Origin of the sequence: Streptomyces sp. NPDC058145, assembly GCF_042884245.1 — a bacterium.
Classification (GTDB): Bacteria; Actinomycetota; Actinomycetes; order Streptomycetales; family Streptomycetaceae; genus Streptomyces.
This window is the reverse complement of the sequence record NZ_JBHVUH010000022.1, coordinates 1-18464: the sequence shown is the minus strand read 5'-3', so window position 1 is coordinate 18464 and position 18464 is coordinate 1. Positions and strand designations below refer to the sequence as shown.

Annotated in this window: 13 protein-coding genes and 3 pseudogenes; 10 read left to right on the top strand and 6 right to left on the bottom strand. The window is 68.0% G+C overall.

Going from position 1 to position 18464, the window contains the following annotated elements:
• Nucleotides 1–1226: 1226 nt before the first annotated feature.
• Entirely contained in the window at nt 1227–1406 is a 180-nt protein-coding gene (locus tag ACFVVO_RS35355) for a hypothetical protein (protein WP_390060596.1), read from the bottom strand.
• Between the two features lie 723 nt (nt 1407–2129).
• Here ACFVVO_RS35355 and ACFVVO_RS35350 point away from each other — a divergent pair.
• The 5 genes from ACFVVO_RS35350 (at nt 2130) to ACFVVO_RS35330 (ending at nt 8062) form a co-directional block, all read left to right on the top strand.
• A complete protein-coding gene (locus tag ACFVVO_RS35350; protein WP_390060595.1) occupies nt 2130–2438 on the top strand; it encodes a hypothetical protein in 309 nt (102 codons plus the stop codon).
• Between the two features lie 273 nt (nt 2439–2711).
• Nucleotides 2712–2837, top strand: a complete 126-nt coding sequence (locus ACFVVO_RS35345; RefSeq protein ID WP_390060593.1) for a hypothetical protein — start codon at nt 2712–2714, stop codon at nt 2835–2837.
• A 722-nt stretch (nt 2838–3559) separates the two neighbouring features.
• Nucleotides 3560–4078, top strand: coding sequence for a hypothetical protein (locus ACFVVO_RS35340; protein ID WP_390060591.1), 519 nt, complete (start codon nt 3560–3562; stop codon nt 4076–4078).
• Between the two features lie 368 nt (nt 4079–4446).
• Entirely contained in the window at nt 4447–5685 is a 1239-nt protein-coding gene (locus ACFVVO_RS35335) for an IS256 family transposase (RefSeq protein WP_390060590.1), read from the top strand.
• A 406-nt stretch (nt 5686–6091) separates the two neighbouring features.
• Nucleotides 6092–8062 (top strand): potassium transporter Kup, encoded by a 1971-nt coding sequence (locus ACFVVO_RS35330; protein ID WP_390060589.1) that lies wholly within the window; start codon nt 6092–6094, stop codon nt 8060–8062.
• A gap of 90 nt (nt 8063–8152) precedes the next feature.
• Here ACFVVO_RS35330 and lysA read toward each other — a convergent pair.
• Nucleotides 8153–9486, bottom strand: a pseudogene (lysA, locus tag ACFVVO_RS35325) (diaminopimelate decarboxylase).
• Between the two features lie 14 nt (nt 9487–9500).
• The gene (locus ACFVVO_RS35320; RefSeq protein WP_390060587.1) at nt 9501–9836 is read right to left on the bottom strand and encodes an SAV_915 family protein; all 336 of its coding nucleotides are present in this window, start codon (nt 9834–9836) and stop codon (nt 9501–9503) included.
• A gap of 317 nt (nt 9837–10153) precedes the next feature.
• Between ACFVVO_RS35320 and ACFVVO_RS35315 the strand changes: the two genes are divergently transcribed.
• On the top strand, nt 10154–10567 hold the full coding sequence (locus ACFVVO_RS35315; protein ID WP_390060585.1) for a universal stress protein: 414 nt from the start codon (nt 10154–10156) through the stop codon (nt 10565–10567).
• Between the two features lie 94 nt (nt 10568–10661).
• Here ACFVVO_RS35315 and ACFVVO_RS35310 read toward each other — a convergent pair.
• Nucleotides 10662–11198: pseudogene (locus ACFVVO_RS35310) on the bottom strand (sensor histidine kinase); the annotation flags it as partial.
• A 73-nt stretch (nt 11199–11271) separates the two neighbouring features.
• Here ACFVVO_RS35310 and ACFVVO_RS35305 point away from each other — a divergent pair.
• Nucleotides 11272–11847, top strand: a complete 576-nt coding sequence (locus tag ACFVVO_RS35305) for a HEAT repeat domain-containing protein (protein ID WP_390060635.1) — start codon at nt 11272–11274, stop codon at nt 11845–11847.
• A 617-nt stretch (nt 11848–12464) separates the two neighbouring features.
• Here ACFVVO_RS35305 and ACFVVO_RS35300 read toward each other — a convergent pair.
• The gene (locus tag ACFVVO_RS35300) at nt 12465–13091 is read right to left on the bottom strand and encodes an SHOCT domain-containing protein (RefSeq protein WP_390060584.1); all 627 of its coding nucleotides are present in this window, start codon (nt 13089–13091) and stop codon (nt 12465–12467) included.
• Nucleotides 13092–14008: 917 nt separating this feature from the next.
• On the opposite strand from ACFVVO_RS35300, the gene ACFVVO_RS35295 reads away from it, so the two are divergent.
• Entirely contained in the window at nt 14009–15997 is a 1989-nt protein-coding gene (locus ACFVVO_RS35295; RefSeq protein ID WP_390060582.1) for an ABC transporter ATP-binding protein, read from the top strand.
• Nucleotides 15994–16659, top strand: coding sequence for a class I SAM-dependent methyltransferase (locus ACFVVO_RS35290; RefSeq protein ID WP_390060581.1), 666 nt, complete (start codon nt 15994–15996; stop codon nt 16657–16659). Before ACFVVO_RS35295 ends, ACFVVO_RS35290 begins: the two co-directional genes overlap by 4 nt.
• Before the next feature lie 583 nt (nt 16660–17242).
• Here the strand turns inward: ACFVVO_RS35290 and ACFVVO_RS35285 are convergent.
• A protein-coding gene (locus ACFVVO_RS35285) for an IS5 family transposase (protein WP_390060579.1) occupies nt 17243–18051 on the bottom strand; the annotation gives its coding sequence in 2 pieces (ribosomal slippage) (nt 17243–17712 and nt 17712–18051; 810 coding nt in all).
• A 303-nt stretch (nt 18052–18354) separates the two neighbouring features.
• On the opposite strand from ACFVVO_RS35285, the pseudogene ACFVVO_RS35280 reads away from it, so the two are divergent.
• Nucleotides 18355–18464 (top strand): annotated as a pseudogene (locus tag ACFVVO_RS35280) (IS5/IS1182 family transposase); the annotation flags it as partial.

Genomic DNA, 18464 nt, shown 5'->3' with positions numbered 1-18464 from the left:
GTCCACCACTCCCCACATCCGGTGGGCAGCGCAGAACGATCACGGACTCAGAGAGGCTCCTCCTGCGCCACCAGCACCGATGCTTGGCGTGGAAAAGCCTGAAGAACGGGCTTGAGCTGCTGCATCCCGTTGTGCGGGACGGAGCAGGGAAGGATCTTGACCTCCGGTCCGCGCCGTGGAACGGGAGGAGTGAAGACTTCGCTTGATTCAGCGGAATTCTCCGCTGACCTTGATGAAGACCTCGTCCAAGTGGGATCAGGGCCTGGCTGTCGTGCACGTTGGCACCGGAGATTCCGACAGACAGGGGCAGACCGGTCCGCCCGGTGATCAGGTGAACCTTCGAGCCGTACGGCGGTTGGCCGCGGGGGGCCGGCCGGGCGCTCAACTGGGCTGCGGGCTTCATTTCCGCCTGGTCCCTGTGGGCGGACCTGCCTGAGACTCGCGCTGACCGTGTTGTGCGGTCAGCACGCAGCCCGTGCAACTGGCTGCGGCACCGGGGCGCCCGTGCCGTCCATCGTCTGGGACTCCACGACGTGGTCGGAGCCGTCATACACACTTCGCAAGATGATCTTTCGGCCTGAGGTGACCGACTCCTGGCTGCCGAACGGAGTACGCGGCCCGGTCACGGGCCACCGGAGGCGGAGCGGACCAGCCTGACGCAGTCGGGGCCCGCCTCCTGACGGAAGCAGGCCCCGACGCAATCATCCGCTATGGGTCAACCCTTGCGCTCAAGGGTCCCTGAGCATTTCGAGCACTCTCATCCGACGGAAACCACCGGTTCGGGCCCCGGAAAGTTCGGAGGGAGCCCATGCGGTTCGGCCGTCCCAGAGCACAACCATGCGAGATAGCTCGAGAGGCTGCCCTCGTAGTGGAACCAGTCGTCATTCCGCCCAGCCACAACGACTGTCCATTCGTTGGGCTGCCCTTCCGTACGCCAGTAGAACTCGTCCCCGTCTATCGAGCTGCCCCACGGCAGCAAACCTCCCGATTCCGGGAACGCAGGGTAGCCACCGAGCATTTCCTTCTGTGCCATATCCTCGGCACCGGCGAGATCCTCTCTCGCCCCCTCGACGAATTCCGCTTCGCCTCCTGGGGCCGGCGACGTCACAAAGAGGAACTGCCCGATCTTCAACCGAGGGTAGGACTCCGCCAAAGCGATGTAGTCGTCCGGCAGCCCAGTCCGCAAACTGCCGTCCTCACCGTGTAGGGCAGTCGCCCGGCACTGCTCAGAGGATTTGGATAAACGGGTTACATCCCACGGCAACCACGCCGTCGAGGAAGCCGCCTTCACACGAAGTGGGCTGATCCTGGGAGGAAGACGACAGCGGCTCGGCGGCCGCCGCTTGGGCGGCGGCAACCGGCAGGATGCAAACTGATACCACCACAGCGACAGTGACGAGTCCCATGCGGCAGGAAGAGAGCGTAGGCAGGGTCCTTTTAATGATCTCTCCCCTCCCCGCTGCGTCCGGTGACAACACCGGCCATCAGAGTGGCCATCGCCGACACACCGAACACCAGCATGACGCACCGCGCTCACCGCGGCGGCGCAAGGGCCAGGCGCACGAAATCGAGGCCCTCCAGGAAATCGCGGACAGATAGTGATCTTCACAGCGGTCGCACTCGCGGACCAGGGGCGATCGCCATGCCGGTCACCGAGAAGCGCGCTGTCGCCGTCTGGTGCGCGGCCCGAGCCAGATGTCTGCGGTGGCTTTCGGGCACGCGGTAGGTCGGCGCAGGCCGCGGGCAAACCCGGCCGAGGAAGCGGTGTCCATGAGCACGCCGTTGACGTCGTCGGACAGGTAGTGGCCGGCGGTGCTGCTCCGGGTAGTCCGGCCTTCATGGCCTCGGGGATGGCGATGCCGAACTTTTCCCTGCGACTGGGCACACGTACCACGCGCGGACTCCTTCCGTCGGATCAGCGGCGTACAGAAGGCGGGGTATTGGGATCGCGCTGGCGCGTGCTTGCTGCGTATCCGCCTGCGCTGCGCCGGCTGGCATCACTGATAGAGGAGCGCCGGACGACGGAGTTGTGTGATCAGCAGTGCGCTGTGATCCTTTCGAGCGGTTCCACCCCACCAACTCCGCGCCAGACCGGCGGGGTGTGCGCCAGAACGGGCAGAATGGCGGCCATGGGCCACTGGGTGTACGAACTCTCGGGTTGCCCCGACTCGGGAGATCACCAGCAGATCGCGGACGATCAGGAACCGGGCGATGTAGTGCTGCGCAAGCGCCCGGGCAACCCAAGCGTCGTGGACGGATTCGTACGCGAGAGCATTGACGACATCATGATGATCGCCCGCTTCCGGTGGGTGGCCTGCGGAGACCCGTCCGCAGTGGCATCCGGGGTACTGCAGGCATCCGAGCTCCCGCCCCGCACCCGGTGCGATGCGCGGCTGATGCGCGCGGGCAGCACGCTGGAACCCCGCGGATCCGCTTGAAAGGCCTCCCAAGATTGCCGTCCTGGTTGTGCGCAACCACCTACGGGACGGGATGGATTTTCCGGGACACTGCGGCATGGACGCCGCACATGAGTCCTTGCTGCGCCTCACTGAGCCCGCTCACCTCGGGCTAGGTGTCACCAGGGCCGCCGGTCTCGGTGCCTCAGACCGTCGGGTTGCCGAACAGGTACTCATCCGGCCCGCCCAGCGCAGTCCCGAGACGGCTGGCTATCGGGTTCCGCGATTGCTGCGACTGTCCAGATCCCTGAGACCGTGACCACCCCACGCGGCGTGCTGAATCGCGAACGCGACCGGGCTCCCATGGTGCGGATCGGCATCCTCATCGCGGTGGAGAAGCTCAACCCAAGCTGGCGCGCCAAGCTGACCGGCTCGGAATGACAGACCGTGGGGCGCCACCTCTCACGCGGATGACGGCTAGCGCCTCAGCGGCACTTTGACGTTTCCCCGGTTCGGCAGCGGTTTGGATGAGCGCAGTGGACTGAGGTCCGGCCCCCTTTTTTTCTTCTCCAGGCCACCCTCGGATCGCGTGCAGCCGCCGTCGAAAAGTGACAGCTGCCTGGGCAGCCTCCCTTTGCGATCGAGCGTGCAGTTGGAGTGCGACCCAGATATGCACAAAAGGGGCAATGAGGCTTCCATGGAGAACGTGAACAGCGCCAACTCGCGCGAAGACGACTCCTTCATCCCCCACCGCCGATCACGCCGCCGCCTTCCGGAGCCCACGGCGAGGCCCTCGTACTGCTGCTCCTGCGAGCCCTAGACGGCCTCGGCAACGAGTACGGCGACCTCGGCGGCGCCTACAGCACGCATCCGGACGGCACTCTCACCGAGGGCAGCCTCACCTCGCAGCCGTCCCTGCATCCCAACGCGACCAGCTGCAGGTCCGTATCACCTGGCTGCGGCGCGGCAGAGAGACGTCTCGTGCGACAGACGCTGGGTGTCCGGCCCTTACCCCGGAGTCCGGCCTCCTCTTCGATCAGACGCGCGCATGCACATGGTCTGAGGTGAGAACGCGTAAGGATCCCGTCAGGATCGATCGTGGCGCGTTAGGTCTCCGTCAGCGGCGGTCGCTCGACCGCACAGAGGCGCTTAGCGTCAGCTACATGCGACGAAGCAGACCAGTGGGCTCGGTCGGCGATCGCCACTGGCGTGGCAGCGCTCGGCTCGCGGTGAGCTGCGCCCTAGTCTTCTGCGCCATGAGCCTCCTGGTCGATTGGGACGCGGGAAGTCTGACGCCGCTCCGCGCCCTGCTCTGGTCAACCTTGTCGGCTGCCGTATGCGCAGTGCTGCTGCCACAGCGGGTGAGTGCGGGTCCCGGATGGCTCGCAGTACGCACTCTATTGCGCCGCCGCATCATCCACACGGATGAGCTAACAACCGTATGGCAGTACGACGGCGTGTCCTCCCACCTGGTTCTGCGGGACGTCCACGGCCACCGCCTGGAATTCGATCCCCGTGTCCTTGCCGCCAACCCATTGATCTGGCACGAACTCGACACGGGTATGCGCCGCTCCGCCGAGCGCGGCACTGTGCGCCACGGAGCAGATGTCCTCGAACGACTCGGTCATCGGATCGACGACGAGACCGCGCAGGCAGTCCTCCGGATATCTGGGCTCTCCTGACGGGGCAGCGGCGGATACCAACAGCAGCCATGGTCTGGGAGCGCGTCAGATCACATAGCCGTCGACCCGAAGGGCTGCGAAGACCGCGCGGCGTCGACCGGCCAGTTCTTCAGGGGGACACCACTTCCGCAGGTTGGAGCTATTAGGGGCGACCCTGGCCGGGTCACTCTCCGACCCAGAGGTCAGCAACGCCAGGACGCAGCGGCGTCCGATGCCGACTCTTTGCTGACCTCAGGTTGCGTCCAGGGAAGTGGTGTACGGGTTCGACCTGATCCGGGGGTTTGCTCCGGCATCGGGATGGGGCCCGCATAGATGAACGGCCACCGGCTGATCTTCGAAGTGTCGAAGCCTCGAAGGAGATCAGCACGATGACCGCACCTGACAGTCTGCCCCTGCACGCGCTCGCCGAGGACAACCTCGCCGCGGCGAGTCCCGATCTGCGGCGCGCGATGGTCAAGACGTTCGCTGACGCCCTCATGTCCGCGGAGGCCGACGCTCTCTGCAACGCCGAGTACGGCCAGGTCAGCGAGGAACGCGTCAACCACCGCAACGGCTACCGCCCACGCGAGTGGGACACGAGGGCAGGCACGGTCGAGCTCGCCGTCCCCAAGCTGAGGCAGGGCAGTTACTTCCCGCACTGGCTGCTCGAACGGCGCCGCCGGGCCGAACAGGCCCTCATCTCGGTGGTCGCCACCGCCTACCTGCTCGGCGTCTCCACCCGCCGAGTCGAGAAGCTCGCCGAGTCTCTCGGCGTCACCCAGCTGTCGAAGTCCCAGGTCAGCGCGATGGCCAAGCACCTCGACGAGCAGGTCACCGCCTTCCGCAACCGGCCCCTCGATGCCGGACCCTACGCGTTCGTCTGGGTGGACGCGCTGACCCAGAAGGTCCGCGAGGCCGGCCGCATCATCAACGTCCACGCGCTGATCGCTGTCGGCGTCAACGCCGACGGCCACCGCGAGATCCTCGGCATCGACGTCGCCACCGCCGAGGACGGCGCCGGCTGGCTCGCCTTCCTGCGCTCCCTGACCGCCCGCGGCCTGTCCGGCGTCCAGCTGGTCGTCTCCGACGCCCACACCGGCCTGGTCAACGCGATCGGCGCGGTCCTGCCCGGCGCTTCCTGGCAGCGATGCCGCACGCACTACGCCCGGAATCTGCTGAGCCAGGTGCCGAAGTCCGCCCAACCGTGGGTGGCCACGCTGCTGCGGACGGTCTTCGAACAGCCCGACGCCGACGCCGTCCAGGCCCAGATGCGACATGTGCTGGATGCGCTGGAGGCCAAGTTCCCCAAGGCAGCAGCCCACTTGGACGCCGCCCAGCACGACCTGCTGGCGTTCACCGCGTTCCCGCGCGAGATCTGGCGGCAGATCTGGTCAAACAACCCGCAGGAGCGGCTGAACAAGGAGATCCGCCGCCGCACGGACGTGGTCGGAATCTTCCCCGACCGCACCGCCCTCATCCGGCTCGTCGGCGCGGTGCTGGCCGAGCAGAACGACGAGTGGACCGAGGCCCGCCGCTACATGGGCCTCGACCTGCTCGCCAAGGTCCGCCTCCACCCGATCGAGTCGGAAAACGTCGACACCGTCCTCCCGACCGAACTCACCGCATAACCTCAACAAAGAGATCACCGAGTGGCCGTCAATACACCACTCCCGCGGACGTGACCTGACCTCAGCCCGGCGATCATTCCTCTGACCTGTGGGAATGGCCAAGCCTTAGATCTTGGACTTGAATACGGTACGAAGCGTTCAGCACTCTCGGACTTCGCTCCCTGCCCGCTTTTTGCGGGTCAAGTGCTGTCCTCTCACCCTACAACGGCTCGTCCTCGGCCAACGCCTACCATTCATATAGGGATTCATGCTGACCGCTTGCCGAGTTGCCTGACGGTTCGCACCCGGATCGGACGCATCGGCGTGCGCTACGAACGATTGTGCAATTGATCGGTATCGTCGCGGCGTAGCGCACCTGACAGCACACCTCGCCTGAGTTAACGCGGCCCGAGCTGAGGAGGATGCCATGGCCGATCCCCGGCACGGGGCCGCGTCGAGCGGCGGATCCGCATCGCGGCCGCCGGAGAATCATGGTGCGGGCGCGCACGACGCGGTGCGTCTCACGCTGGTTATCGGCGCTCTCGGCGTGGTCTTCGGCGACATCGGTACCAGCCCGATCTACACCCTCCAGACCGTGTTCAATCCGAGCGACCCGCACCCTGTCCCGGTCAGTACGCAGAACGTGTACGGGGTGGTATCGCTGGTGTTCTGGTCAGTGATGATCATCGTGACGGTCACGTACGTGCTGCTGGCGATGCGCGCCGACAACGACGGCGAGGGCGGCATCATGGCGCTGATCACCCTCGTACGGCGGTGGGGCTCGCAGCGTGGCCGGCGGGCGACGGCCGTGCTGGCCGCGCTGGGCGTCTTCGGCGCCTCCCTGTTCTTCGGCGACAGTCTGATCACTCCGGCGATCTCGGTGCTGTCCGCGGTCGAAGGGGTCAAGGTCGTCCAGCCGTCGCTGGGGAGTGCGGTCGTGCCGATCACCGCGGTGATCATCGTCCTACTGTTCATCGTGCAGCGCAGAGGAACCGCGGCGGTGGGCCGGATGTTCGGGCCGGTCATGGTCGCCTGGTTCGTGGCCATCGGCGCCTGCGGTCTGGTCGGCATCGTCGACCACCCGGCGATCCTCAGAGCGCTGTCACCAAGTTATGCGCTGGGTTTCCTGTTCGGCCATTTCGGTACCGCCTTCTTCGCCTTGGCCGCGGTCGTGCTCGCGGTCACCGGCGCGGAAGCGCTCTACGCGGACATGGGGCACTTCGGCCGCCGGGCCATCACGCGCGGCTGGATGTTCCTGGTCTTCCCGGCGTGCGTTCTGAGCTACTTCGGTCAGGGCGCATTGATCCTCGCCGATCCCGGCAACGTCAGCAGCCCCTTCTTCCTGCTCGTGCCCCACTGGGGCAGGTGGCCGATGGTCCTGCTGGCCACGGCGGCCACCGTCATCGCCTCCCAGGCCGTGATCACCGGCGCGTACTCGGTCACCTCACAGGCCGCCCAGCTCGGCTACCTGCCGAGGCTGAGGATCGCTCACACCTCCGAATCCACCATCGGCCAGATCTACGTCCCCTGGATCAACTGGCTGCTGATGGTCTCGGTCCTCATCCTGGTCTTCGCCTTCCGCAGCTCCACGGCACTGGCCTTCGCGTTCGGCATGGCGGTGACCGGTACGATCACCATCACCACCCTGCTGTTCTTCTGCGTCGCCCGTGCCAAGTGGGGCACGCCCAAGTGGCTGGTCGCCGTCGGTGCGACCTTGCTGCTCTTCGTGGACCTGCTGTTCGTGGCGGCCAACCTGACGAAGCTCGTCCACGGCGCGTGGCTGCCGCTGCTGATCGGCCTGACCGCTTTCACCGTCATGACCACCTGGCAGCGCGGCCGCGAACTCGTCACCGCCGAACGAGTACGCCAGGAGGGCCCGCTGCCCGAGTTCATCGACCGCCTCCGCAGTGGTGAGGTGTCGACGCTGCGGGTCCCCGGCACGGCCGTGTTCCTCAACCGGGGCAAGCAGACCACCCCCCTGGCTATGCGGGCCAACGTCGAGCACAACCACGTACGGCATGACCAGGTCGTGATCCTCGCCCTCAAGACCGAGCCCGTGCCCCGTGTCCAGCCCGACCAGCGGATCGTCGTCGACGACCTCGGCTACGCCGACGACGGGATCATCCACGTCACCGCCCGGTTCGGCTACATGGAGACCCCGGACGTACCCAGCACCCTGGCCATGCTCGATCCGGCGCAGACCGAAGGGCCGTTGCAGCTCGATCAGGCGTCCTACTTCCTGTCGAAGATCGATCTCCGGCGGGGCAAGGAACCGACGATGGCACCCTGGCGCAAGCGACTGTTCATCGCCACCTCGTACATCACCGCGGACGCCGCCGAGTACTTCGGCCTCCCCCGCGACCGCACGGTCATCATGGGCGCGCACATCGAGGTGTAGGCGGGCTGATCACCGTCTGCGGCCCCGGGCGGGTCGGTCGGCGAGGGAGGAAAGACCGGCCCGCCCGGGAGATCAAGGGCTGCGGGTGGCCTACAGACCCACGTCGCGGCGGCGGATGTCCTCCAGCGATTCCCGGCGCACGAGCAGACGGGCCCGTCCGTCGCGTACGGCGACGACGGGCGGCCGGCCGACGAGGTTGTAGTCGGAGGCCATGGACAGGTGATAGGCGCCGGCCACGGGGACGGCGAGCAGGTCGCCGGGGCGTACGTCGGCCGGCAGGTCCACGTCGGCGGCGAGGACGTCTCCCGCCTCACAGTGCCGGCCCACCACGGTCACCCGGGCCACGTCGGTGGTGCTGTGGCGGCCGATCAGGCGGGGGGCGTAGCGGACGCCGTACAGGGCCGGGCGGGGGTTGTCGCTCATGCCGCCGTCCACGGCCACGAACACGTGCTCGCCCGTGTGCTTCACGGAGAGGACGCGGTAGAGGACGATGCCCGCAGGGCCCACGATGGCCCGTCCCGGCTCGATGATCAGGCGGGGTACGGGGAGTCCGGACGTGGTGCACGCTTCGGTGAGCTCGGCGCGGACCTTGCGGGCCAGTGCGGTGAGGTCCAGGGCCCGCTCGCCGGGACGGTAGGCGATGCCGTGGCCGCCGCCCAGGTCCAGTTCCGGCAGGACCAGGCCGTGCTGCGCGTGCAGGCGGGACGTGAGGCCCACCAGGCGGCGCACGGCGACGAGATACGGCTTGACGCTGGTGATCTGGGAGCCCAGGTGGCAGTGCAGGCCGGTGAGTTCGAGTTGCGGCTGGTCGAGTATGCGTGTGATGGCGTGCTGTGCGTAGCCGTCGGCGATGGACAGGCCGAACTTCTGGTCGCCGGTGCCGGTGTGGATCTTCTCTTGGCCGCCCGCACTGATGCCGGGCACCACCCGGACCATCACCTTCTGGTGGCCGTCCGGGCCGACGGCGGCGGCCAGCCGCGCGATCTCCGAGGGGCTGTCGATGACGATCCGGCCCACGCCCAGGCGCAGGGCGGTGTCCAGGTCGCGCGGGGACTTGGCGTGCCGTGCAGCACGATCCGCTCGGGCGGGAAGCCGGTGGTGACGGCGAGTTCGAGTTCACCGGCAGAGCAGACGTCCAGGCCGAGGCCCTCCTCGTCCATCCAGTGGGCCATGGCCCGGCACAGGAACGCCTTGGCCGCATAGAGGACTTCGGCGTTCGGGAAGGCGTCCTGGTAGGTGCGGCAGCGGTCGCGGACCTCGGCCTCGTCCACGGCGTAGACGGGGGTTCCGAAGCGGTCGGCGATCTCGGCGAGCGGCACTCCGCCCACAGTCAGCTCTCCGGGCCGGGGTTCGGCGGTGGAGGCCGGCCACACCGACAGGTCGGCGGCCGTGACAGCGGGAGCGGCGACGGGAATCGTGGTCATCGTGTCTTTCCCTCTCAGGCGTTCCGCAGCGCGAAGGCGGGTGCCGCTGCGGGCACCGGCCTGGGCGCCGGGGCAGTGAATTGCGGGTCCACCGTGAGGGTGGTGACGCCGAGCGGGGCGGTCAGTGCGCGCAGGGCGGGTGTGGCGAGGCGGATCCACGCCTGTCCAGCGCCGAGGGTGGCGACCAGTCGGCGCTCGGAGGTGAAGCCGACGGCCGTGCGCGCGCCGAGCGGTGTGCGGAAGAGCCGGGCCGCACACCCGGAGGGGCCCGGCCGGACCGGGACGTACAGGGGTCCGGCCGGGAACCGATCGGAGGGCTCGGGGTCTTCGCCGTAGAGGAGTTCTGCCATGGGGTGCCTCCCGAAGGGCAGCGCAGGATCGAGTCTGTGAGACCCCGGACGCGGGGAGGCGGCCCGGGGTTCCCTGTCGACGTTATGCCCGGACCCCCGGTCGCCGGACCGGTCCTGACGGGACGCTGACGAGGAGCCGGCCGACTTTGACGGGATGCTGACAGCGCTGGTGAGAGGGCGCGAAGGGGCCGTCAGAAGCGCGCCAAAAATTCGTCCACGGACTGTCCGGGGCCCTGAAAGGGAGGTGAGATGGAGGCGGTTCCGCGAAGGACCGCTGCCCGGAAACCCTCCGGCGGTACGTACAGAAGGTGAAAGCGATGCCCGAGTCCCTTATGCCCCCAGCCGCTCGTGTCGTAGTCGGAGTGAGCGGCTCGCCGGGGAGCCTGATCGCCCTGGGGCGGGCTGCCGACGAGGCACGGCTCCGAGGTGCGGAACTCTGGCCGGTGGTCACCTGGCAGCCCCCGGAGGGGGATCTCGCCGCCCGCAGGTTCCCGGCCACGACCGCCATGGTCCCGGAGTGGGAGCGGCTAGCGCGGGAGAGGTTGGTCGCGGCGCTGCGTGACGTGTTCGGCGGAGCCGGCACGGGGCTACCCGGACAGGCGCTCGTCGTCCGGGGCGCACCCGGGGCCGGCTGCGCCGAGCGTCGTGGCCGTCGGTCAGCCGCTACTGCCTCGCCCACGCCGGCTGCCCCGTCCTGGCCGTGCCGCCCTCCCCGCTGCGGGCGGCACTGACGGCCGTGCATCGCCGGAACGCCTTGCGGCTGCGCCTGGACACCGGTCATCTGGAGCGGGAGTTCGAAACGGTGCCGCCGCACGCCTGAAGTCGTCAGGAGGTGACCTCGGCCGGCAGATCCGGCTGCTCCGGCCGGCCCCGGTCCGGAGCCGTGGGCACCGCGAGCACCATGGTGAGGCCACCACCCGGGGTGTCCTCGGCGTGCAGGGTGCCGCCGACGGCCTCCGCGAAGCCGCGGGCGACGGCGAGGCCGAGCCCGACTCCTACCCCGCGCGGCGAGTCGCCGTAGCGCTGGAACGGTTCGAAGATGCGGTCCTTGGCCTCGTCCGGTACACCGGGGCCACGATCCACGACCCGCAGTTCGACGCGGCCGGCGAGGGCGCTCGCGGCGACCAGGACCCGCTCCTCCGGCGCGCTGTACTTGACCGCGTTCTCAACGACGTTGGCGACGGCCCGCTCCAGCAGCCCGCGGTCGACGTACACCATGGGCAGTATCTCGGGGATGTCCAGTTCCACACTGTCCTCGGGCACCCCACCGAGCGCCATGGGGACCACCTCGTCGAGGTCGGTCTCGCGGATGATGGGGGTCACGGTGCCGGTCTGCAGGCGGGACATGTCCAGCAGGTTGCCGTTTCTCAGTGACCGGTCCGCGCTCGTGCGTGCTTGTGCCCGGTATGTCGTACGACAACTGGGAGGTGATCCGGTGGCCTGGTACCAGGAGCGGTGCAGGGCACCGGAAGACCTTGAGTTGCCGCCTGGTGCGGTGATCGGGCTGAGCGAGTGCGGGAACCGCGTGGACGCCGAGCTGCTGTGGCCGCTGCTTGCGCACCCGGTGGCGGGGGTGCGGGCGCGGGCGGTGGCAGGGCTGCGGGCACTGGATTGCGTGGATGCGAAGCAGTTGCGGCCGCTCCTCGATGACCCTGCCGCTGGTGTCGTCCGCGAGACGGCCATCGCCCTGCTGCCCTCGGCAAAGGAACTGCCCCCCGACTGGCTACTGGAGCGCATCGGCTTCGGGCACCCGAGGCACGTCCGTGTTGCCGCATTCCGGCTGCTCGAAGGGCACGGCGGCATCGAGGCGCTACGGGCGGCGGTCGGACTGTTGGAGGACCCGGATGCGGAGCTGCGCACCTGGGCTGGGCAATCCGTGCAGCGCTGGCGTCCGTCGGCGGACGTGCGGCGCGGCGACGCGGAGGTGGGGGAACTGCTCGACCGGAGTCGCCACCTCTTCAGCGACCACGTGCTGCGCCGGCGCAAGTGGGAGGCTGGGGTGGGCAGCTGAGTACTCTTGCGACCCGCGTTTTCGCTGGTCCGAGCGGTGCCTCGCCACGCCAGCGTAGGTGTCATTGGTCGTCGTTGGCCCCTGCTGAACAACCTCGCACGGCCCAGAGATCGCCCAGGACGCTAGGCCATCCGCCGCACCGCACCTTCTGCTCCGCTGACCGATTGGGCCTTGGCGGACGCACGCAACCTGCGGTTCACCCGCTTATTTGACGACTTGACGCTGGTTCAGAGGGGCGGTGCGAGGCGGCCGAGTGTGGAGGCGGCTCCCCGGCGCGACGTACTGCTCTGCGCGAGGACGACGAGACCGCCTGCTGGTCCGTGGAGGCCCGCGACGGAGCCGTCGAGGGCAGGAGCCGCTGGTGGTATCTAGCATGTGAGCTCGACGTCACGCGCCTCGTTGAATGATCTGGTGGCGGACCCCATACGCGAGCTGCCGACCCGTGAGTCATCCCAGGGCGTGGCCGAACCTGACGCTCACCTTGCGGCAGATACGGTCGGTTGATCTTGCGGAGTAGAGTCGAACCACCTGCGCGAGAACCGGCGTCAGTACCACGCCAAGGGATTTGGCTCACGCGCGTCGACCGGGGCCCGGGCGCCGACTGGCCGCCTCAAGTGTCAGAGACGCTTGAGCAGCTCAGCCTTCTTCTCCGTGAACTCCTCGTCCGTGAGGATGCCAGCGTCGTGGAGCGACGCGAGCTTCGCGATCTGCTCGACAACATCCGGCTGAATTGCGGCCTCGGCCGGTACCCCATGCTTGCCTCGCTGGATCACCGAAGAAGCGAGGTTCAAGACCTTCTCGGTCACGCCAGGCTGCGCCGGGAGGGGCTCCGAAGACTCGGCCTGTGCGGAGGTATCAGTTACGACCTGCTGGCCCTCGAGCAATACGGAGAAGATCATGAACAACTTCTCCGGCAACTCAATGATGGACTGATTGCCGTCGGCCCAGTTCACGCGGACGGTGCGCCCGGTTCTCATGGCAGCCCCGAGGCCGGCACCGACAGCCTTACCGATCATCCCAGGCAGAGCAGCCGTCGCGACAGCCTGGCCCATGACGCCGGCGACACCCTCCCTGGTCGAGAGTTCCTCCCACTCGAGCACGGTCTCGGCGTTGAGCTTGTGCCGCTTGAATGGGTTGCGTGAGTGCTGGATGGTGAGTCCGCCGTAGCCTGAGAGAACGCTGCCGCTCGCCAAGTGGCCGCCCACTACGCGTCCCTGGTTCGTCAGCGTCTGCAGAATCGCCATTCGCGAACCGTAGAGCAAGACTTCGGCCCGCATCAAGCCCAAAAGATCAGCCGGACGTCGTCGACGGCCGAGAGCTCAGGCGGGTCGTCGTATGACATCAGAGCCTCCTTAAAAACGAAGAACTGGCGGCGCCGCGACTCTGGCCGTGGGCTTGGCCGTGGTTGCCCATCTCGCCACGAGGCAGGACGGCGAGAGGTACGACGCCGAGGACATCGGGGATTCCAACCCACATCAACCGGGACGGGGTCTCGTCGTTCACACCGGCCAACAACGAGCCGGCACGGCTTGCGACCGCCATCCTTCTGGCTCGTCAGTGCGGTGATCAGGAACTAGAGCGAGCGGCTGTCACCAAGCTGCGAACCCGCGGCGAGGAACCGGTGCCACGTCACCCCGACTACCTCTTCAGTCAAGCCGAGGCCGACTGGTCCAGGCAGTACGCCAAGGCCACCGGCATCGATGTCCGTGACCTGGCCAAGCTCAGCGGAAGCGCCCCAATTTCCCGAGATCCCGTAGCTCCACACGGCTCCTCCAGCCGGGCGCCTGAACAGCGGCACGCTCGGCGTTTTGGCCACCGCCGCTCCGGTCACTGGCCCGGGGGCCGCAAGGGTCGATGCAACCCGCAAGCTCCGGCGCGCGCTCAATCCCAGGGTTACCAACACGACTGAAACACATGTGTTCGAAATTCCGACCGGCTCGTTGAGCCGCAGGAGCAGCCACACAACCATCAAGGGGAGCCTAGTGACTTCGGCCAGGACACCAGCACCTGCGACCCTCCATAACGTGGCCCGGAGTGAGGAGTGCTCGTACCAAGACGAGTCCAGCCGCTGGGCCTCTGCGCGGATCATGGTCATCATGACGCGGTGGCTGCCCACGCCAACTCTCCGGGCGCTGAGCCGGCCCGGGGCAGGAGTCGCGCTGTGAAGAGGTTCATCGGACGGGTGCGGATGGCGGAGCCGGAGGTCTCCGACGCCGAGGAGGAGCTCTTCGGCGGTCCTCTACGCTACGACTTAGGCTGGTCGGAACACGAGCGTGCCCGGCTGGACTTGACGATGATGTCGGCTCTGCGCAGCATGCCCAGGCTGGTCGGGGCGACCTTGCGGATGGCGTGGCAGGCAGACCGCCGCGCGCTGCTCACAGTCGCGATCAGCGAGATCGGACAGGGTCTCGCCGCAGCCATCGGGCTGCTCGCGGTCAACGCCGTCATGCACGCGCTGCTCGGCTCCGGCACCCCCGGGCAGCGGCTGCACGCAGTTCTGCCCGGACTGCTCGCCGCCGCCGGAGCAGCCGTGGTCAACTCGGGCCTTGCCGGATGGTCCACCTCGCGGGCGGGCCGGCTGGAGCCGCTGGTCGAGCGGATCGCCACGACCCAGTACCTGGCCGCCGCCGCGTCGGTCGAGCTGGAGGCCATCGAGGACCCGGAGTTCCGGCGGTTGATCGACGTCGCCCAGTACGGCGCCGGATCCGCCCGCCGCATGATCAGTGCCTGCGTCGCCGCGCTGAACGGGACCATGTCCCTGATCTCCACGGCGGGCGTGCTCACCATCCTCCACCCGGTCCTTCTGCCGATGCTGATCCTGATCGCGGCGCCCCGCGGCTGGGGCGCGATGCGGGTGGCGCAGGAACGGTACGTGTCGGTCATGAGCTGGATCGAGCACGTGCGCGCCGCCCGTCTGATCGGCAACCTGCTCACCGAGCGCACCGCCGCCCAAGAGGTGCGCATCCACGCCGTCGGGCCGTTCATGCTCAACCGCTACGAGCGGATGGCCGAGAACGCCGAGGCCGAGCAGGAGCGCCTGGCCACCGGCAAAGCCGTCACCGAATGGGTGGCCGCCGCACTGTCCGGACTCGCCATGGCGGCGACGTACGCGGTCATGTTCTGGCTGATCACAAGTGGGCACATGAGTCTGGCCGTGGCCGGGACCGCCGTCATCGCCGTCCGGTCCGGCTCGGCGAGCCTGGGCGCGCTGGTCATGAACGTGAACCAGCTGCATGAGGAGTCCCTCTACGTCCGCGACCACGCCCGGTTCCTAGACGAGGCGGCACGGCGCACCATTCCCAGCGGGGGCGACCCCGTCCCGGCACGGGTAAGGCAGGTCATTTTGGAGAAAGTGAGCTACCGCTACCCGGACCGAGAAGCCCCCGCCCTGGACGAGGTCTCCCTCACATTGCCCATGGGCTCGGTCACCGCCGTGGTCGGCGAGAACGGCTCCGGCAAGAGCACTCTGATGAAGGTGTTGTCGGGCCTGTTGCTGCCGCAGAGCGGGACGGTGTTGTGGGGTGAGGCTGACATCGCCTCCCTGGACCGCTCCGAGGTCTTCGACCGCGTCTCACTGCTCACCCAGGACTTCCAACGCTGGCCCGTGACAGCGGCATTGAACATCCGGATCGGCCGGCCCGCCCAGGCGGCCGACCCCGAGCACCTGCAGCCTTCCGTGGACTACGCGGGTGCCGGACCGGTCATCGCAAAACTTCCCGACGGGCTGCGCACCCTGCTGGCCCGGATGTTCCGCGGCGCGAGCGAACTGTCGGGCGGCGAGTGGCAGAAAATCGGCCTCGCCCGGACCCACTGGCGCAGCGCCACCTCGGATGCCGACGGCGTGCTCATCGTCGACGAGCCCACCTCCGCCCTCGACCCAGAAGCGGAGATCGCCGCCTTCGACCGCATCCGCCGACTCGCCGCCCCGAACCGGGCCGTCGTCCTGGTCACCCACCGCATGTCCGGCGTCCGCCATGCCGACCGCATCTACGTCCTGCACCACGGACGGCTCATCGAGCACGGCAGCCACGACGAACTCGTGGCCGCCCAAGGACGCTACGCCTCGATGTTCGACGCGCAAGCCGCCCAGTACGCCCCCGCAGGCACCATCCCCCGCCCCGGTTCCCCCACCATCGCAGATCCCGCATGACCCGCTCGAAAGGCCCCAGGGTGACGACTCCCCCCACCACCGCGCAGGAACACGAACCCAGCGCACTGCGGCACCGGCTCGTCGATCAACTCCTCGCGGCCGGCCACGTCCGCACCACCACTGTCGAGGCCGCCTTGCGCAGCGTTCCCCGCCATGCTTTCGCACCGGAAGTGCCCGTGCAGACCGCGTACGCCGATGACATCACCCCCACACGCCACACGCCCGACGGCCGCATCAGCAGCTCCATCAGCGCACCGTGGCTCCAGGCCGTCATGCTCGAATCGGCCCGCCTCCGGTCTGGCCACCATGTCCTGGAGGTCGGCTCAGGCGGTTACAACGCCGCCCTGATCGCCGAGCTGGTCGGCCGGACCGGCCAGGTCACCACCGTCGACATCGACCCTGACGTCACCGACCGCGCCACCCGCTTCCTCTGCGCCACCGGATACGACCGTGTCCGTGTCCTAACCGCGGACGCCGAGCATCTACCCCCCCGAGGCCATCCCCGAAGGCGGCTTCGATGCGGTGATCGTCACAGTCGACACCTGGGATCTGCCGTGGATCACCACGGTTGCGGAGGGCGGACGCCTCGTCGCCCCGCTGCGCCTCCACCAGTACGTGTGGTCCATCGGTTTCACCAAACGCGACGGTGCGCTCGTCAGTGAGGAGCCACTCACCGTGTGCGGCTTCGTCCCCATGCAGGGAGCCGGCGCATGGGAACCGAATCTACAGACCATCCCAGGCTGTGGCATCCGCCTTGCCTTCGAGGACGGAACGCCAACGCCCGTCGACCAGCTGGCCCCGGCCTTCGACATGGCGCCCTCCACGGTCCGCACGCACGTCACCGTCGGGGGTGAGGAACCCTTCGACTCCCTCACCCTGTTTCTGGCCGGCGCGCTCCCCGGCTTCTGCCGCCTGTCCGTCGACCCGGACCGCCACACCGGCCTCATCAGACCCCCACCCCCGCACTGGCGCGGCGCGGCCATCGTGCGTGGGACGTCACTCGCCCAGTCTGGCACACGAGCGGATCGGAGACGGCGAAAGCGGCAAAGGTCTGCACGAGTTCGTCATTCACGGTTACGGACCAGCCGGTCACCTGGCGGCCACGAAAATGGCCGAGCACGTCCAGCACTGGCAGCGCAACCACCGCGCCGCGCCCTGCCCGCACATCACGGTCCAACCCAAGGACGCCACCGGACCGACAAGCGCCTACCCCGACGGCCTGCACGTGTTCCATAACTGATCGTTTCAGAATGAGGTGCGGAGTCGTCTCAAGCAGATGATGCTGCAGGCGAGTTGGAGCAGTGCGAGGCGAAGATCGGCTCGTATCTCGTAGCGGATGCGAAGCCGCTTGAACTGGTGCAGCCATGCGAAGGTGCGCTCGACGACCCAGCGGGTCTTGCCCAGGCCGGAGCCGTGGGATGTGCCTTTGCGGGCGATCTTCGGTGTGATGCCGCGGGCCCGGAGAATGCGGCGGTACTTGTCGTAGTCGTAGCCGCAGTCGGCGAACAGCCGGCCCGGCCGGTGACGCGGCCGCCCGCGGACCCCGCGTATGCGGGGTATCGCGTCCAGCAGGGGCATGAGCTGGGTGACGTCATGACGGTTTCCGCTAGTCAAAGAGACAGCGAGGGGGGTTCCGTGCCGGTCGACGATCAGGTGGTGCTTGCTGCCGGGACGGGCCCGGTCGACTGGCGAAGGTCCGGTGTGAGCCCCCCTTTGAGGGCTCTGACATGCGAGCCGTCGATCGCGGCGTCGTCCATGTCGAGCAAGCCCGCAGACCGCAGTTCGGCCAGCAGGACCTCGAGCAGCTGGGGCCAGACACCAGCCTCGGTCCAGTCCCGCAGACGCCGCCAGGCCGTCACACCACTGCAGCCGACCTGCTCCGCCGGAACGTCCCGCCAGCTCACGCCCTTGCACAGCACGTAAACGATGCCCCTCAGCGCAGCACGGTCATCGGCCGGCAACCGCCCGGGATACCGATGCCGCCTGGGCGGACGGGCAGGCAACAACGGGGCCATACGTTCCCACAGGTCATCAGGCACAAGATCAGCGGACACTCAACAGATCCTGCCGAAACAACAACCAACTGCCAAGGCTCGCAACGAACTTCATTCTGAAACGATCAGTAAGAGGTCGTTTTTCTCTTGAGTGTGGTGCTCTGGGGTGCTTTGTTCTGCCTGCCGACGTGCTGCTGCTGAGGCTGTGGTGGCGCTTCTGCGTGGTGGAGCTGGCGGTGTCACGGATGGGGTGAGAGTTCGCTTGCGCCTGTCTCATTCCAGGACGCCCGGGTCTGTTCCGTGCTTCGACACGGCATGACGCACGCCTGGGCGCACGCCCCCGGCCGGCAGTATGCCGAGGTCATGGTGGAACGGCGTGCGTATCCGAGTGACCTGACCGATGCCCGGTGGGAGCTGATTGAACCGGTCCTGGCAGCCTGGCGGTTCGAGCGACGTGGCCGGGCCCTCGACTT

Bases quoted from the DNA above. Each gene is read 5' to 3' on its own strand.
- ACFVVO_RS35355 (WP_390060596.1), bottom strand. From the start codon at position 1,406: ATGGGACTCGTCACTGTCGCTGTGGTGGTATCAGTTTGCATCCTGCCG.
- ACFVVO_RS35350 (WP_390060595.1), top strand. From the start codon at position 2,130: ATGGGCCACTGGGTGTACGAACTCTCGGGTTGCCCCGACTCGGGAGAT.
- ACFVVO_RS35340 (WP_390060591.1), top strand. From the start codon at position 3,560: ATGCGACGAAGCAGACCAGTGGGCTCGGTCGGCGATCGCCACTGGCGT.
- ACFVVO_RS35335 (WP_390060590.1), top strand. From the start codon at position 4,447: ATGACCGCACCTGACAGTCTGCCCCTGCACGCGCTCGCCGAGGACAAC.
- ACFVVO_RS35330 (WP_390060589.1), top strand. From the start codon at position 6,092: ATGGCCGATCCCCGGCACGGGGCCGCGTCGAGCGGCGGATCCGCATCG.
- ACFVVO_RS35320 (WP_390060587.1), bottom strand. From the start codon at position 9,836: ATGGCAGAACTCCTCTACGGCGAAGACCCCGAGCCCTCCGATCGGTTC.
- ACFVVO_RS35315 (WP_390060585.1), top strand. From the start codon at position 10,154: ATGCCCGAGTCCCTTATGCCCCCAGCCGCTCGTGTCGTAGTCGGAGTG.
- ACFVVO_RS35300 (WP_390060584.1), bottom strand. From the start codon at position 13,091: ATGGCGATTCTGCAGACGCTGACGAACCAGGGACGCGTAGTGGGCGGC.
- ACFVVO_RS35290 (WP_390060581.1), top strand. From the start codon at position 15,994: ATGACCCGCTCGAAAGGCCCCAGGGTGACGACTCCCCCCACCACCGCG.